The organism is Pseudomonas sp. GD03862, assembly GCF_029840855.1.
Classification (GTDB): Bacteria; Pseudomonadota; Gammaproteobacteria; order Pseudomonadales; family Pseudomonadaceae; genus Aquipseudomonas; species Aquipseudomonas alloputida.
In genome coordinates this window covers 34,518-50,616 of record NZ_JAOCDI010000014.1, presented here as the reverse complement: position 1 = coordinate 50,616, position 16,099 = coordinate 34,518, and the positions used below count along the sequence as shown (strand labels likewise).

16 protein-coding genes are annotated in these 16,099 nt (G+C 59.8%); 8 read left to right on the top strand and 8 right to left on the bottom strand.

Annotated features, from left to right (window positions below; translation table 11 throughout):
- Nucleotides 1–89: 89 nt before the first annotated feature.
- Nucleotides 90–746, bottom strand: a complete 657-nt coding sequence (locus N5D53_RS11750) for an alpha/beta fold hydrolase (protein ID WP_010952423.1) — start codon at nucleotides 744–746, stop codon at nucleotides 90–92.
- 332 nt (nucleotides 747–1,078) lie between these two features.
- On the opposite strand from N5D53_RS11750, the gene N5D53_RS11745 reads away from it, so the two are divergent.
- The 4 genes from N5D53_RS11745 (at nucleotide 1,079) to N5D53_RS11730 (ending at nucleotide 5,236) form a co-directional block, all read left to right on the top strand.
- A complete protein-coding gene (locus N5D53_RS11745; protein WP_010952424.1) occupies nucleotides 1,079–2,107 on the top strand; it encodes an amino acid ABC transporter substrate-binding protein in 1,029 nt (342 codons plus the stop codon).
- A gap of 67 nt (nucleotides 2,108–2,174) precedes the next feature.
- On the top strand, nucleotides 2,175–3,353 hold the full coding sequence (locus N5D53_RS11740) for an amino acid ABC transporter permease (RefSeq protein ID WP_190870000.1): 1,179 nt from the start codon (nucleotides 2,175–2,177) through the stop codon (nucleotides 3,351–3,353).
- Between the two features lie 10 nt (nucleotides 3,354–3,363).
- Nucleotides 3,364–4,461, top strand: a complete 1,098-nt coding sequence (locus N5D53_RS11735) for an amino acid ABC transporter permease (RefSeq protein WP_010952426.1) — start codon at nucleotides 3,364–3,366, stop codon at nucleotides 4,459–4,461.
- 10 nt (nucleotides 4,462–4,471) lie between these two features.
- Nucleotides 4,472–5,236, top strand: coding sequence for an amino acid ABC transporter ATP-binding protein (locus N5D53_RS11730; protein ID WP_003251792.1), 765 nt, complete (start codon nucleotides 4,472–4,474; stop codon nucleotides 5,234–5,236).
- Nucleotides 5,237–5,365: 129 nt separating this feature from the next.
- Here the strand turns inward: N5D53_RS11730 and algW are convergent, their stop codons facing one another.
- Complete coding sequence (gene algW / locus N5D53_RS11725; protein ID WP_014592300.1) at nucleotides 5,366–6,526, bottom strand: Do family serine endopeptidase AlgW; 1,161 nt, start codon at nucleotides 6,524–6,526, stop codon at nucleotides 5,366–5,368.
- A 168-nt stretch (nucleotides 6,527–6,694) separates the two neighbouring features.
- Here algW and N5D53_RS11720 point away from each other — a divergent pair, with 168 nt between their 5' ends.
- The 3 genes from N5D53_RS11720 (at nucleotide 6,695) to cysN (ending at nucleotide 10,512) form a co-directional block, all read left to right on the top strand.
- Nucleotides 6,695–7,453 carry a Nif3-like dinuclear metal center hexameric protein gene (locus tag N5D53_RS11720; RefSeq protein ID WP_020191611.1) on the top strand — a complete coding sequence of 253 codons (759 nt, stop codon included), beginning with the start codon at nucleotides 6,695–6,697 and terminating at the stop codon, nucleotides 7,451–7,453.
- A 223-nt stretch (nucleotides 7,454–7,676) separates the two neighbouring features.
- Nucleotides 7,677–8,594: a sulfate adenylyltransferase subunit CysD gene (gene cysD / locus N5D53_RS11715; RefSeq protein ID WP_003251799.1), complete on the top strand. Its 918-nt coding sequence runs from the start codon at nucleotides 7,677–7,679 to the stop codon at nucleotides 8,592–8,594.
- Nucleotides 8,595–8,610: 16 nt separating this feature from the next.
- Nucleotides 8,611–10,512: a sulfate adenylyltransferase subunit CysN gene (cysN, locus tag N5D53_RS11710; protein ID WP_003251801.1), complete on the top strand. Its 1,902-nt coding sequence runs from the start codon at nucleotides 8,611–8,613 to the stop codon at nucleotides 10,510–10,512.
- Between the two features lie 220 nt (nucleotides 10,513–10,732).
- Here the strand turns inward: cysN and N5D53_RS11705 are convergent, their stop codons facing one another.
- The 6 genes from N5D53_RS11705 to N5D53_RS11680 form a co-directional block, all read right to left on the bottom strand.
- The gene (locus tag N5D53_RS11705) at nucleotides 10,733–11,002 is read right to left on the bottom strand and encodes a bacteriocin immunity protein (RefSeq protein ID WP_104962524.1); all 270 of its coding nucleotides are present in this window, start codon (nucleotides 11,000–11,002) and stop codon (nucleotides 10,733–10,735) included.
- Entirely contained in the window at nucleotides 10,996–11,316 is a 321-nt protein-coding gene (locus tag N5D53_RS11700) for an S-type pyocin (protein WP_108190990.1), read from the bottom strand. The genes N5D53_RS11705 and N5D53_RS11700 overlap by 7 nt, the downstream gene beginning before the upstream one ends.
- A 260-nt stretch (nucleotides 11,317–11,576) precedes the next feature.
- Complete coding sequence (locus tag N5D53_RS11695) at nucleotides 11,577–11,834, bottom strand: bacteriocin immunity protein (RefSeq protein WP_104962522.1); 258 nt, start codon at nucleotides 11,832–11,834, stop codon at nucleotides 11,577–11,579.
- Nucleotides 11,824–13,170, bottom strand: a complete 1,347-nt coding sequence (locus N5D53_RS11690; protein WP_279840336.1) for an S-type pyocin domain-containing protein — start codon at nucleotides 13,168–13,170, stop codon at nucleotides 11,824–11,826. Before N5D53_RS11690 ends, N5D53_RS11695 begins: the two co-directional genes overlap by 11 nt.
- A complete protein-coding gene (locus N5D53_RS11685) occupies nucleotides 13,158–14,096 on the bottom strand; it encodes a hypothetical protein (protein ID WP_223843594.1) in 939 nt (312 codons plus the stop codon). Before N5D53_RS11685 ends, N5D53_RS11690 begins: the two co-directional genes overlap by 13 nt.
- A gap of 112 nt (nucleotides 14,097–14,208) precedes the next feature.
- On the bottom strand, nucleotides 14,209–14,688 hold the full coding sequence (locus N5D53_RS11680; protein ID WP_003251803.1) for an Lrp/AsnC family transcriptional regulator: 480 nt from the start codon (nucleotides 14,686–14,688) through the stop codon (nucleotides 14,209–14,211).
- A gap of 127 nt (nucleotides 14,689–14,815) precedes the next feature.
- Between N5D53_RS11680 and N5D53_RS11675 the strand changes: the two genes are divergently transcribed.
- Entirely contained in the window at nucleotides 14,816–16,012 is a 1,197-nt protein-coding gene (locus N5D53_RS11675; protein ID WP_279840335.1) for a methionine gamma-lyase, read from the top strand.
- Nucleotides 16,013–16,099 lie beyond the last annotated feature (87 nt).

The window sequence follows — 16,099 nt, the reverse complement described above, 5'->3', positions numbered from 1 at the left end:
CAACTGATTAAGGAATGTACGCCGGGCAGTGTAATGCAAGATCCGGGCGCGGCGTAGCGGAATACGCCCACAACTACAAGCGAGGCTGCCTATTGCAGCTGCTTGCTCAGCCAGTCGTGGATATCGTTCAGTTCTTCGACCACCACTTCGTGTTCCATCGGGTATTCGTACCAGCGGGCAGCGACGCCCCAGGTATTCAGGTACTCGAAGGCGGTACGGCCCATGGACGGGATGACCACCGAGTCATGCACGCCATGCAGGCACAGGGCCGGGGTGCGTTGCTGGCAGGCACTCAACTGGTGCTGGTCATTGAAGGTGGGGGCATAGGTGGACAGGGCGATCACCCCGCCCAGTGCTTCCTGCCACTTTATATAGGCAGTGTGCAGCACCACCGCGCCGCCCTGGGAGAAGCCGGCCAGGAAGATCCGCGTCAGGTCGATGCCTTTGGCCTGTTCGGCCTTGATCAGGGCAACCACCTGCTCGGCAGATTCTTCCAGCTGCGCTTCGTCGATGGCACGGGCCGGGGTCATGGCCTTGATGTCATACCAGCTGGGCATGGCATAGCCGCCGTTGATGGTCACGGGGCGGGTCGGTGCCTGGGGCATGATGAAGCGTGTGCTGAGCAAGCGCTCCTGCATGAATTCGGCCACAGGTAGGAAGTCGTAACGGTCGGCCCCCAGACCGTGCAACCAGATCACACAGGCGTCAGCGGTTTTCTGTGGTTCGAGAATCAGCGGGTTGGTCATGACTGCTCCGAAAGTGTGCGGGTCTTGTTATGGCGTGCGTGAAAAGAAAGCACCGGAAATGATTGTCGGAAAAAGAATGTCGCAACGATACAACTTTTCCTACTTGACGAGCGCTTAAACGCTACAGCCAGAAAATTTGGTACGCGGTTTGCAACTACACCTGTGATGCAAAGGGCAGGCCGTGACGGTAACACCCTCTGCACGCGAAGGCTGTCACAGAACAGTCCATTGCGCCAATTGACCCAATAACAAGCCAATACGGGTCGGATACGCCTCAAAAGGGTGCGGTGCAATTCCGGCTCGATACAACAAGAGCGATTTGGAGGTTGTGAATGAAGATGTTGAAAACCACCCTGGCAGTCCTGACCGCTGCCGCCGCGCTGGGCGCCGTGAGCACTGCCCAGGCCGGCGCCACCCTCGATGCGGTAAAGAAGAAGGGCTTCGTCCAGTGTGGCGTGAGCGACGGTCTTCCAGGCTTCTCGGTACCTGATGCGCAGGGCAAGATCGTCGGCATCGATGCCGATGTCTGCCGTGCCGTGGCCGCCGCCGTGTTCGGCGATGCCACCAAGGTCAAGTTCAGCCAGCTCAACGCCAAGGAACGCTTCACTGCCCTGCAGTCGGGTGAGGTCGACGTGCTGTCGCGTAACACCACCTGGACCAGCTCGCGCGATGCCGGCATGGGCCTGGTGTTCGCGGGTGTCACCTACTATGACGGCGTCGGCTTCCTGGTCAACAAGAAGCTCGGCGTTTCCAGCGCCAAAGAGCTCGATGGCGCGACCATCTGCATCCAGGCCGGTACCACCACCGAGCTGAACGTCTCGGACTTCTTCCGCGCCAATGGCCTGAAGTACACCCCGATTACCTTCGACACCTCTGACGAGAGCGCCAAATCGCTGGAGTCTGGCCGTTGCGACGTGCTGACTTCGGACAAATCGCAACTGTTCGCCCAGCGCTCCAAACTGGCCGCGCCGACCGAATACGTGGTGTTGCCGGAAACCATCTCCAAGGAACCGCTGGGCCCGGTAGTGCGTAAAGGCGACGAGGAGTGGTTCAGCATCGTCAAGTGGACCCTGTTCGCCATGCTCAATGCCGAAGAGGCGGGCATCACTTCCAAGAACGTCGAGGCCGAGGCCAAGGCCACCAAGAACCCGGATGTCGCTCGACTGCTGGGTGCGGATGGCGAGTATGGCAAGGACCTCAAGCTGCCCAAAGACTGGGTAGTGCAGATCGTCAAGCAAGTGGGTAACTATGGCGAAGTGTTCGAGAAGAACCTGGGCCAGAGCACTGACTTGAAGATCGACCGTGGCATGAACGCCCTGTGGAACAACGGCGGCATCCAGTACGCGCCTCCAGTGCGCTGATGGCTGCACCCTGCGGCGGCATCCCGCCGCCGCAGGCTGTTCGAATCCCTACTGTCCGGGGCACTTCATGCAAAATCAAATCGGCGCACCCAAGGGCTTGTCCCTTAACGATCCGCGTGTGCGCGCGTGGCTGTTCCAGATCCTCACGATCGTCTTCGTGGTCGGCCTGGGCTGGTACCTGTTCCACAACACGCAAACCAACCTGCAACACCGGGGCATCACCTCGGGCTTCGACTTCCTCGACCGCAGTGCCGGCTTCGGTATCGCCCAGCACCTGATCCCCTATGTGGAATCCGACAGTTATGCGCGGGTGTTCGTCATCGGCCTGCTCAATACGCTGTTGGTGACCTTCATCGGCGTCATTCTGGCGACGATACTGGGCTTCATCATCGGTGTGGCTCGCCTGTCACCGAACTGGATGATCAACAAGCTGGCGACCGTCTATGTGGAAACCTTCCGCAACATTCCGCCGTTGTTGCAGATCCTGTTCTGGTATTTCGCTGTGTTCCTGACCCTGCCGGGACCGCGGGGCAGCATCAACATCGAGGACATGTTCTTCATCAGCAACCGTGGCTTGAACATGCCTGGCGCGTCCATGGCCGATGGCTTCTGGCCATTTGTGGTGGCTTTGGCGCTGGCCATTGCCGCTATTGCCGTGATGGTGCGCTACGCCAACAAGCGTTTCAACGAGACCGGCGTGCCGTTCCACAAGTTCTGGGCGGGGCTGCTGCTGTTCATCGCCATTCCGAGCCTGAGCGTGCTCTTGTTCGGCAGCCCGGTAACTTGGGACATGCCGCAGCTCAAGGGCTTCAACTTCGTCGGGGGCTGGGTGCTGATCCCCGAGCTGCTGGCGCTGACCCTGGCGCTGACTATCTATACGGCAGCCTTCATCGCCGAAATCGTGCGTTCCGGCATCCGTTCGGTCAGTCATGGCCAGACCGAAGCGGCTCGCTCGTTGGGCCTGCGCGAGGGCCCGACCCTGCGCAAGGTGATCATCCCCCAGGCACTGCGGGTGATCATTCCGCCGTTGACCAGCCAGTACCTGAACCTGGCGAAGAACTCTTCGCTGGCGGCCGGTATCGGCTACCCGGAGATGGTCTCGCTGTTCGCCGGTACCGTGCTCAACCAGACCGGCCAGGCCATCGAGGTGATCGCCATCACCATGAGTGTCTATCTCGCCATCAGCATCAGCATTTCGCTGCTGATGAACTGGTACAACAAGCGCATTGCGCTGATCGAGCGGTGAGGATACGCCCGTGAATGCCCATGTTTTCAAACCCGATATGCCGCCACCGGTGAAAACCGTCGGCGTGCTCGCATGGATGCGTGCCAATCTGTTCTCCAGCTGGCTCAACACGCTGTTGACCCTGTTCGCCATCTACCTGGTGTGGCTGATCGTGCCGCCGTTACTGCAGTGGGCGTTGATCGATGCCAACTGGGTTGGCACCACGCGCGCCGATTGCACCAAGGAAGGCGCCTGCTGGGTGTTCGTGCAGCAGCGCTTTGGCCAGTTCATGTACGGTTATTACCCGACTGAACTGCGCTGGCGTGTGGACCTGACCGTGTGGCTTGCCGTGCTCGGCGCCGCGCCGCTGTTCATCAAGCGTTTCCCGCGTAAGGCCTTCTACGGCCTGGGCTTCCTGGTGCTGTACCCGGTGCTGGCCTACACCCTGCTGCACGGGGGGTATCTGGGCCTGGAAAGCGTACCGACCAGCCAGTGGGGCGGGCTGATGCTGACCCTGGTGATCGCCACCGTGGGCATCGTCGGCGCCTTGCCGCTGGGCATCCTGCTGGCACTGGGCCGGCGTTCGAGGATGCCGGCCGTGAAAGTGGTGTGCGTGACCTTCATCGAGTTCTGGCGGGGCGTACCGCTGATCACCGTACTGTTCATGTCGTCGGTGATGCTGCCGTTGTTCCTGCCAGAAGGCATGAGCTTCGACAAGCTGCTGCGGGCGATGATCGGTGTGATCCTGTTCCAGTCGGCGTATATCGCCGAGGTGGTGCGCGGCGGCCTGCAGGCCATCCCCAAGGGCCAGTACGAAGCCGCCGCGGCCATGGGCCTTGGCTACTGGCGCTCGATGGGGCTGGTGATCTTGCCGCAGGCGCTGAAGCTTGTGATCCCCGGCATCGTCAACACCTTCATTGCCCTGTTCAAGGACACCAGCCTGGTGATCATCATCGGCCTGTTCGACCTGCTCAACAGCGTCAAGCAAGCAGCCGCAGACCCTGCCTGGTTGGGCATGGCCACCGAGGGCTACGTGTTCGCCGCCCTGGTGTTCTGGATTTTCTGTTTCGGTATGTCCCGCTACTCCATGCATCTGGAGCGCAAGCTGGACACTGGCCACAAGCGTTAGGAGTTTCGAAATGAGTGAAGCGATCAAGCAGCCTGCTGGCCCCGAAGGCATCATCCAGATGCAGGGTGTGAACAAGTGGTACGGCCAGTTCCATGTGCTCAAGGACATCAACCTGAACGTGCGCCAGGGCGAACGCATCGTGCTGTGCGGGCCGTCCGGCTCGGGCAAGTCCACCACCATCCGCTGCCTTAACCGCCTGGAAGAGCACCAGCAAGGGCGCATCGTGGTCGATGGCGTGGAGCTGACCAACGACCTCAAGCAGATCGAGGCCATCCGCCGCGAGGTGGGCATGGTGTTCCAGCACTTCAACCTGTTCCCGCACCTGAGCATCCTGGAGAACTGCACCCTGGCGCCGATGTGGGTGCGCAAGATGCCACGGCGCAAGGCCGAGGAAATTGCCATGCACTACCTGGAGCGTGTGCGGATTCCGGAGCAGGCACACAAGTACCCTGGCCAGTTGTCTGGCGGCCAGCAGCAGCGTGTGGCCATTGCCCGCGCGTTGTGCATGAAGCCCAAGATCATGCTGTTCGACGAGCCGACCTCGGCACTGGACCCGGAAATGGTCAAGGAAGTGCTCGATACCATGGTGGGCCTGGCCGAGGATGGCATGACCATGCTCTGCGTGACCCACGAAATGGGCTTTGCCCGTACCGTGGCGAACCGGGTTATCTTCATGGACAAGGGCGAGATTGTGGAGCAGGCCGCGCCGGATGACTTCTTCGACCGGCCGCGCAGTGATCGGACCAAGTTGTTCCTCAGCCAGATCCTGCATTGATGCTGTTTGGGCTGCGCGGCAGCCCTTCGCGGGCACGCCCGCTCCCACAGGTTTAGCGCTTGCTTTGGAGCCTGCGTAATTCCTGTGGGAGCGGGCGTGCCCGCGAAGGGCCGCAAAGCGGCCCTGGATTTATTTCTCTTCCTGGCTCGCAGCCGGCGCCGGTGGCGGCCGCAGCCCCACCTCGGCGATCAGCTTCAACTGCTGCCCGTTGCGCATCACCTCGATGGTGATCTTCTCGTTGGGCTTGATCCGCGCTACCTGGTTCATCGACTTGCGCCCGTCGCCGGCCGGCTCGCCATTGATGCTCAGGATCACGTCACCCAGGTGCAACCCGGCCTTGGCCGCTGGCCCTTCGCGGAAGATACCCGCCACCACGATGCCTGGGCGGTCCTTCATGCCGAACGATTCTGCCAGCTCCTGGCTCAGTGGCTGCACTTCGATACCCAGCCAGCCACGGATCACCTGGCCGTGTTCGACGATCGACTTCATCACCTCCAGTGCCAGTTTTACCGGGATGGCGAAGCCGATGCCCTGCGAGCCACCGGACTTGGAAAAGATCGCGGTATTGATGCCGATCAGGTTGCCATTGGCATCCACCAGCGCGCCACCGGAGTTGCCCGGGTTGATCGCCGCGTCGGTCTGGATGAAGTCTTCGTAGTTGTTCAGCCCCAGCTGGTTGCGGCCAGTGGCGCTGATGATGCCCATGGTCACAGTCTGGCCGACGCCGAACGGGTTGCCGATGGCCAGCGACACGTCGCCGATGTGAATGGTGTCGGAACGGCCGATGGTGATCGCCGGGAGGTTCTTCAAGTCGATCTTCAGCACCGCCAGGTCGGTTTCCGGGTCGCTGCCGATCACGCGGGCCAGGGTTTCGCGGCCATCCTTCAGGGCTACGACGATCTGGTCGGCGCCGCTGGTGACATGGTTGTTGGTCAGCAGGTAGCCCTCTGGGCTCATGATTACCGCCGAACCCAGGCTTGATTCCCAGCGGCGCTGTTTGGGCAGGTTATCGCCGAAGAAGCGGCGGAACTGCGGGTCTTCGAACAGCGGGTGGGCGCTTTTGTTCACCACCTTGGTGGTGTACAGGTTGGCCACCGCCGGGGCGGCCAGGGTCACGGCGTCGGCGTACGACACCGGGCCTTGCATGATCCGGGTAGTCTGTGGCGCTTGCTGCAGGTTGACGTCCTGGCTGGGCAGCCCGACCCATTGCGGAAAACGCTGGATGATCAGCATGGCGATCAGTATGCCGGTAAGCAGGGGCCAGCCGAAGTAACGCAAAGCCTTGAACATGAACGAATCCTGGAAAGAGCAGGGGCCAGCGGCCTGGCAGTGGGGCATGAGCGCGCGCGATCATACACCGGTTCCCCCAGTGACAGCGACGGCCCATAATGGCCGGCATTATACGGGCGTTCGTCAGGCGTTGCGCCCGAGAAAAGCGCAGTTTTCGAGGAGATTTTCATGGCCGTCGCTCTAAACACCCTGGTCGAGGAAGCCGAGCGTTACCTGGGCAGCGCGAAGATCCAGGATTATTGCCCAAATGGCCTGCAGGTCGAAGGCCGGCCGCAGGTCAGCCGTATTGTCAGTGGTGTTACCGCCAGCCAGGCATTGCTGGATGCCGCGGTCGAGGCCGAGGCCGATCTGGTGCTGGTGCACCATGGTTATTTCTGGAAGGGCGAGAACCCGTGCATCACCGGCATTCGCCAGCGTCGCCTGAAGACCTTGCTGAATAACGATATCAGCCTGTTGGCGTTCCACCTGCCCTTGGACGTGCACCCGGAAGTGGGCAACAACGTGCAGCTGGCGCGGCAACTGGAGATCACTGTCGAAGGGCCACTTGACCCGGAAAACCCCAAGGTGGTCGGCCTGGTCGGTTCGTTGGCCGAGTCGATGACCGCGCGCGATTTTGCCCGGCGGGTGCAAGAGGTGCTGGGGCGTGAGCCGTTGCTGGTCGAAGGCGATCAGATGATCCGCCGGGTGGGCTGGTGCACCGGCGGCGGGCAGGGCTATATCGACACGGCGATTGCCGCCGGGGTCGACCTGTACCTGACCGGCGAGGCGTCCGAGCAGACCTACCACAGTGCGCGCGAGAATGGCGTCAGCTTCATTGCTGCCGGGCACCATGCCACTGAGCGCTACGGGGTGCAGGCACTGGGCGATTACCTGGCACGACGGTTTGCCGTGGAGCACCTGTTCATCGATTGCCCGAATCCCATCTGAAGGCGGTATCGCCCCCTTCGCGGGTGAACCCGCTCCTACGCGCGGGCCTCGTAGGAGCGGGTTCACCCGCGAAGAGGCCGGCCCTGCCAGCCCAAACCCCCAGTCATATCGTTAGACTTTTTCGATCTAGCCAGCCTCCTAAATAGAAGCAGCTGCTGTGATAAAGTGGCTCGCTCGAACACGGCCCGCAGGCCGTCCATAAGATCGTTTTTCGTGAGTAGCCATGGTCGACAAACTGACGCACTTGAAACAGCTGGAGGCGGAGAGCATCCACATCATCCGCGAGGTGGCCGCCGAGTTCGACAACCCGGTGATGCTGTACTCGATCGGCAAGGACTCCGCCGTGATGCTGCACCTGGCGCGCAAGGCCTTCTTCCCGGGCAAGCTGCCGTTCCCGGTGATGCACGTCGACACCCAGTGGAAATTCCAGGAGATGTACAGCTTCCGCGACAAGATGGTCGAGGAAATGGGCCTGGAGCTGATCACCCACGTCAACCCCGAGGGTGTGGCGCAAGGTATCAACCCGTTCACCCATGGCAGTTCCAAGCACACCGACATCATGAAGACCCAAGGCCTGAAGCAGGCGCTGGACAAGCATGGTTTCGACGCTGCCTTCGGCGGTGCGCGCCGCGACGAAGAGAAGTCGCGGGCCAAGGAGCGTGTGTATTCGTTCCGTGACAGCAAGCACCGCTGGGACCCGAAGAACCAGCGCCCCGAGCTGTGGAACGTGTACAACGGCAAGGTCAACAAGGGCGAGTCGATCCGCGTCTTCCCGCTGTCGAACTGGACCGAGTTGGACATCTGGCAGTACATCTACCTTGAAGGTATCCCGATCGTGCCGCTGTACTTCGCCGCCGAGCGTGAAGTCATCGAGAAGAACGGCACCCTGATCATGATCGACGACGAGCGCATCCTCGAGCACCTCTCCGAGGAAGAAAAAGCCCGCATCGTCAAGAAGAAGGTGCGTTTCCGTACCCTCGGCTGCTACCCGCTGACGGGCGCTGTCGAATCGGAAGCCGAGACGCTCACCGACATCATTCAGGAAATGCTCCTGACGCGCACTTCCGAGCGCCAGGGCCGGGTCATCGACCACGATGGCGCCGGTTCCATGGAAGACAAAAAACGTCAGGGCTACTTCTAATTTTCAGGGTTACTCCATGTCGCACCAATCCGATTTGATCAGCGAAGATATCCTCGCTTATCTGGCTCAGCACGAGCGTAAAGAACTGCTGCGTTTCCTCACCTGCGGCAACGTGGATGACGGCAAGAGCACCCTGATCGGGCGCCTGCTGCACGACTCCAAGATGATCTACGAGGACCACCTCGAGGCCATCACCCGCGATTCGAAGAAAGTCGGCACCACCGGCGAAGAAGTCGACCTGGCGCTGCTGGTAGATGGCCTGCAGGCCGAGCGCGAGCAGGGCATCACCATCGATGTCGCCTACCGCTACTTCTCCACCGCCAAGCGCAAGTTCATCATCGCCGACACCCCGGGCCATGAGCAGTACACCCGCAACATGGCCACCGGTGCGTCCACCTGCGACCTGGCGATCATCCTGGTCGATGCCCGCTACGGCGTGCAGACCCAGACCCGTCGCCACAGCTACATCGCGTCGTTGCTGGGCATCAAGCACATCGTGGTCGCGGTCAACAAGATGGACCTGAAGGGCTTCGATGAAGGCGTCTTCGAGTCGATCAAGGCCGACTACCTGAAGTTTGCCGAAGCCATCAACCTGACCCCGAGCAGCCTGCACTTCGTGCCGATGTCGGCGCTCAAGGGTGACAACGTGGTCAACCACAGCGAGCAATCGCCGTGGTACGCCGGCCCGACGCTGATGGAAATCCTCGAAACCGTCGAGGTTTCGGCCGACCGCAACTTCACCGACCTGCGTTTCCCGGTGCAGTACGTCAACCGTCCCAACCTGAACTTCCGCGGCTTCGCGGGCACCATCGCCAGTGGCGTGGTGCACAAAGGTGACGAGATTGTCGTGCTGCCGTCGGGCAAGAGCAGCCGGGTCAAGTCCATCGTCACCTACGAAGGTGAACTGGAAAACGCCGGCCCAGGCCAGGCCGTGACCCTGACCATGGAAGACGAGATCGACATCTCCCGTGGCGACCTGCTGGTACATGCCGACAACGTCCCGCCGGTCACCGACCAGTTCGACGCCATGCTGGTGTGGATGGCCGAGGAGCCGATGCTCCCGGGCAAGAAATACGACATCAAGCGTGCCACCAGCTACGTGCCAGGCTCGATTGCCAGCATCACCCACAAGGTCGATGTGAACACCCTGGAGCAGGGCGCTGCCAGCGCGCTGCAGCTGAACGAGATCGGCCGCGTCAAGGTAGCCCTGGACACCTCGATCGCCCTCGACGGTTACGACAGCAACCGCACCACCGGTGCGTTCATCGTCATCGACCGCCTGACCAACGGCACCGTTGGCGCCGGCATGATCATCGCCCCGCCAGTGTTGCCACACGGCAGCACCGGCCATCATGGCAAGCAGGCCCACGTGTCCACCGAAGAGCGCGCCCTGCGCTTCGGCCAGCAGCCAGCCACCGTGCTGTTCAGCGGCCTGTCGGGTGCTGGCAAGAGCACCTTGGCCTATGCCGTTGAGCGCAAGCTGTTCGACATGGGCCGTGCGGTGTACGTGCTCGATGGCCAGAACCTGCGTCACGACCTGAACAAGGGCCTGCCACAGGACCGCGCTGGCCGTACCGAGAACTGGCGCCGCGCCGCCCATGTGGCGCGCCAGTTCAACGAAGCCGGCATGCTGACCCTGGCTGCGTTCGTGGCCCCGGATGCCGAAGGCCGCGAACAGGCCAAGGCGCTGATCGGCAAGGAACGCCTGGTGACCGTTTACGTCCAGGCCTCGCCGCTGGTTTGCCGCGAGCGTGACCCGCAAGGCCTGTACGCTGCCGGTGGCGACAACATCCCGGGTGAAAGCTTCCCGTTCGATGTGCCATTGGATGCTGATCTTGTGATTGACACCCAGGCCACCAGCGTGGACGAGGGCGTGAAACAGGTGCTGGACGTGCTGCGTCAGCGTGGCGCGATTTAAGCGCTAGCCTGTAAAAAAAACCCGCTTCGGCGGGTTTTTTTATGCGCGTAGTCCTGGTTTGTGTGGTGCCTGTAAGAGCAACTGCCTTGCTGACAATCTGAAAGTTTTCACAATCAGTGTAGGAGCGGCTTTAGCCGCGAACACCGGCAAGGCCGGTGCCTTGCACCGCCGTTCCCAAAGGTTCTTCGCTAGCCTCAGAGCTGTATCCAGACCCGGGCGGCTAGCTATCTTTAATTCTGAACACTGCGAGCCCCTTTGAGGCTCTCCATTCCAAGATGCGCGCCATGACCTGCTCGGAGCATCTTCCCCGTCCCTTGTCGGGGCTATAGATAAGGTCGGCGCCATCAGGATGCTCAACCACATGGATAAAATGCTCCAGCAATCGGTCCTGCGAATCACGCGAGCCTGTCGCCTGAATCAACGCCCCAACAATCGACCGGAACTCACCGTGGGTGTAGTCGGTGAGGCTGTGCTTCAAGCTGATTACCATGTTGTCTCCGAAGAAAGCGCGTATTGCATAGCGCTCATGATCCGCAGGTTTTCAGCGTCGTACATCAGCCCACCCCACTCGGGCGGGTTCAGGTGGCATATCTGATACGAGCGCAGTCCCTTTGCCGTTTCATGGAATGGCGCGCGAGGGGGCCAGCCTTTCTTGAGGCGGTTGAGTTGGGCGGGGATGAATTGCTGGCTGTAGATTGGGTCTTCTGCGATCGCCAGCCAGAAAGCTTGGGAGAAATGGTCGAAGCTGTGGAATGTTTGACCTGCGAGTTTACGGATGATGAATTCTGGAAGAAGGCTGGCCATGGAGTCGTCCCTGGGTGAAAGGCAGGGAAAGTGTGCCCTGGGACCAGCTTTCTGTATGTCAGGGGTAGGCTGTATGTCAGTAGGATCGTTCCTGGTGATTTGTAGGAGTAGTCTTGGAGCCTGTTTATCCTCCACCGCTTTGGATGAAAAACTGCCGGGTAAATTTGCCAAATGACTCCGGGTGCGGTGCCAGCATTCTCAGCGGCGCGTCATGGCATCCGGATATGTAGAGACCCTGGGTGATCAGGGCCTCATTCTATTCAGCTAGCTTTGAAACCTTCTTTGCCATTGGCCAGGCGCCACGTTTCGACTATTTCAAGTACTTGCTCAGGCTCACCCCGGTTGCTGCCTTGCGGTCTAAAAAAAAGATCACTACCAGACGGATGCTCGGTAATTTTCTCAAAATGTTCAATCAAAGGTACCAGTACGTTGTCTGGCTCATCCTCGATAGCTGTATCGATCATTTGGAGGAAGGTAAGGAACTCTTGTTTTGTGTAATCTTCAAGTTTATTTTTCAAGACCGTCTTTTCCATAGTGAATGTGGTTGTGGGCTTTGGGCGTCAAACTTATTAAGTTGTCCATGTCATATACACCACCTTGCTCGCTGATAGGCACGACGTGGTGAATTTCGTGGGAGCGTTTGCTCATATACTTGTCATCTCTATCGACCCAAGGCGAGTATCCATGTTTTCTCATTCGACGGATGTCTTGAGGGCTAAACTGCTTCGAAAGCTCGGGGTCATTAGCCACCGCCTTCCAAAATTGCCGCCGGAACGCGTTAAAGCTCCTATATTCTCTATCCCTTAGAAGATCAGCAATCTGAGCAGGAATTGGAGCACCTTCGAGGCTGGCTGCCGATTTACGCCATGTATCTGTTACCTGTGCACCGTTCCCGGTTGATGTACCAGCCTCGTATCGCGGACTCTTGAACAACACCAGAATAGGCGGTAAACCCGAGTCCATGGGAAAGGTGATGATCAACCGTTCCTGGTCCAGCAAGTCCAGCGCCGGGTAACCCTCTGTTTCGGTGCTGACGGGGTTCAGGGTACTGCCGGTGTAAACGACGGTACCGGGCGCTGCTGGCGGCAAGGTGGTGGAGCTTCCTTCTTCACCACCCGGCGCGTTGGCCGGTGTCCAAGTCAGAATCCGCTGCGGATTTTCCAGTGCAAGGCTGTAGACCAGACGTTCAGTGTCGAATGTCGCCGTGCGCACCGGTACTGGTCTGTCCCCAGGCACCACATACAGGTCCAGGCCGTTGTCATGCTCGGCCCCTGCCAACAAATACGGTAAGTCGATGCTGGTTGATGACAGAGCCAAGGCTGCAAGGTCCGGCCCGCCGGGCGGCGTAAGGCTGGCTAGTGAGGTGCTGATTAGGTACCTGCGCTCACTGTTACCCAGCGTTGATGGCCAGGCCATCGCGAGGGTGCCTACCGCAAGCGAGGAGATGGTAGTCGCAACGAGGCGGGTAATCGCCGCTGTGATCGCTTCGCTCAAAGCCTTATAAGACGTTTCGGCCACCGCGAATGTTGCTGTACCAATCGGGATTACGGCTGGCGTCGATCCCGATAAACGCGCTTCATTGATATAGGAGATATTACGCCGCAGCGTCTCTTGCCTTTGCCGCTCGGCTTCTGCAGCCAAGCGCTCGGCTTCGGCCTGCTGGCGTGCAGCTTCTTCCTGTGCAGCAAGTTGGGTCTGGAGGTTTTCCACCTCAGCGGCGCGCTGCATCAGGTTTTGCGTGGCACCTGCATATACGCCCAAAAACCTGATCGATTCGGTTAGCGCGAGTGCCAGATGGTATTCCTGCCAGCGCGGACCAGCCCTGCGTAGCCGTTGCTCGTCTACAAGATGCAAAAGCCCTTCAAGTTGGGGCTTCGACAGGGGCCCGCTGATTCGGGGGTTGTAATCAGAGTGTTGCGGAATTTGTGATTGCTTGGCCTGCACCAAGGCAGCCGCGGTTGCCAGGTAGGCACTGAAGTCTGGGCAAGCGTAAGCGCGTCGTCGATTACGGTTTGCCCCAGTTCATGCTGAAGAACATTGGGTAAACAATCGAAGTGTATTTGCCGCTCTGTGTGAATCTGCGCCGTTCTGCGCGAAATCATTTTCGACAGATCTGGAGGTTGGTGGCTGAGCTCCTCCTGATCTACTTGGTCTGCCAGCCCTTGAAGTTCGTCTGCCAGTGCCTGGTGTTTCTGAGCTTCCAGATGTAGGCGGTATGCGCCATCCCAAGACTTCTCCAGCCTCGTGGCCCATTCAATACCTAACTCTTCGCCCGTTGTGGCAGCGAAGAAACCCGGGTCCAAAAACCGGCTCATCATTGAGTCGCCGCGCTTGTAGAATGCGGGTACGCCAAAGTAGCTGTTGGCGTCGGGCAAAATTTGTAAATAATTCTCTCGAAGCTGACTGATTCGCGATGATAGGATTTGCTGTTCTGCTGTGCGTGGTGGTACCCCGCCATTTGTACTATTCGCCTCAGCTTTGATCTGGGCTTTCAATGCATTGATGGTTTCAGGGAGCTGGTTTATTTCGTGAGCATACTTATCTGAAGAGCCCTTCTCGATGCCTTGAAATTCTTCTGTCAGCACCCTGCGCGTGGAAATAACCCTGGCAATATCGGGTTTGGTAGGGCTGGTGCCCGGCGGGATGCCTTCGCTAAATCCCCATCCCCCGCTACCTGGGCCACCTCCACCATTACCGATTAACCGTAGTTCAGCGCCGGTGGGGGCCTGCGCATTAATAAATAAAGCCTCGTTAAGATAATAGGTGTTGTCCCGTGCCATGTAGGTTCTCCTGGTCACTACATGGGCTAGGTTTACGTATATCGAATTTGCGGTATGTCAGCTGCAGCCTGTCAATCAGTAGGAAGCTTCGTGTTGCTCGGAAAGATCCGTCTCAGATATGTTTCTCCGACACCGGTATCACCCGTCTTTCCTTCACCGCTTTGTACGAAAAACTCGAATAGATCTCCTTCACCCCCGGCAACCGCTGCAGCACCTCCCGGGTAAATTCGCCAAACGACTCCAGGTCCCGTGCCAGGATCTCCAGCAGAAAGTCATAGCGGCCGGAGATGTTGTGGCAGGCGACGATCTCGGGTATTTCCATCAGGCGCTGTTCGAACGCCAGCGCCATGTCCTTGGTGTGCGAGTCCATCATGATGCTGACGAACGCGGTCACGCCAAACCCCAGCGACTTGGGCGAGAGGATGGCCTGGTAGCCGGTGATGTAGCCGTTTTCCTCCAGTAACTTGACCCGTCGCCAGCAGGGCGAGGTGGTCAGTGCCACCTGGTCGGCGAGTTCGGCAACGGTGAGACGGGCATTGTCCTGCAAGGCGGCGAGCAGGGCGCGGTCGGTGCGGTCGAGGCTTGAAGGCATTTTTTGCCCTCCTGGTCCGTTGATTATTGTTTTTGTTCCAGCAAGCACGTGTATGCGTAGGCTATTTTGGAAAAAATCGGGCAGCTCGGTGGCATAAGCTTATAGCAAACCACAAGAGGCTGTTGCCATGCGCGACTCCCACCACAACACCGGCTTTTCCACGCGGGCCATTCATCATGGCTATGACCCGCTTTCCCATGGTGGCGCCCTGGTGCCACCGGTGTACCAGACGGCTACCTATGCCTTCCCCACTGTCGAGTACGGTGCTGCCTGCTTCGCCGGGGAGGAACCTGGGCATTTCTACAGCCGCATTTCCAACCCCACGCTGGCCTTGCTGGAGCAGCGCATGGCGTCGCTGGAGGGCGGTGAAGCGGGGTTGGCGTTGGCCTCGGGGATGGGCGCGATTACCTCAACCCTCTGGACCCTGCTCAGGCCTGGCGATGAGCTGATTGTCGGGCGCACCTTGTATGGCTGTACCTTCGCTTTTCTGCACCACGGTATTGGTGAGTTCGGGGTGAAAGTTCGCCATGTAGATCTCAATGATGCCAAGGCCCTGAAAGCGGCGATCAGCAGCAAAACACGGATGATCTACTTCGAAACACCGGCCAACCCCAATATGCAACTTGTGGATATCGCGGCGGTTGTGGAGGCGGTGCGGGGGCATGATGTGCATGTGGTGGTCGATAACACCTACTGTACGCCGTACCTGCAGCGGCCACTGGAGCTGGGGGCGGACCTGGTGGTGCACTCGGCAACCAAGTACCTCAGTGGGCATGGTGATATCACTGCCGGGTTGGTGGTGGGGTGCAAGGCGTTGGTAGACCGTATCCGCCTGGAAGGGCTGAAGGATATGACCGGGGCGGTGCTGTCACCGCATGACGCGGCGTTGCTGATGCGCGGTATCAAGACCCTGGCCCTGCGCATGGACCGGCATTGCGCCAATGCCCAGCAGGTGGCCGAGTTTCTCGCCCGTCAGCCGCAGGTGGAATTGATTCACTACCCAGGGTTACCGTCATTTGCCCAGTACGCGCTGGCCCAGCGACAGATGCGGTTGCCTGGCGGGATGATTGCCTTTGAGCTCAAGGGTGGCATTGAAGCGGGGCGGCGCTTCATGAATGCGCTGCAGCTCTTCGCCCGGGCGGTGAGCCTGGGGGATGCCGAGTCGCTGGCGCAGCATCCGGCGAGCATGACGCATTCCAGCTATACGCGGCAGGAGCGGGCGCATCACGGGATATCGGAGGGGTTGGTGCGTCTGTCGGTGGGGCTGGAGGATGTGGAGGACCTGCTGGCAGATGTCGAACAGGCATTGCAGGCCTGCTGTTAGGTTGCCCGCACTGGCCTCTTCGCGGGCACGCCCGCTCCCACAGGTATTCCACAAGTTTCACATGCTGTGGTGAGCCTGTGGGAGCGG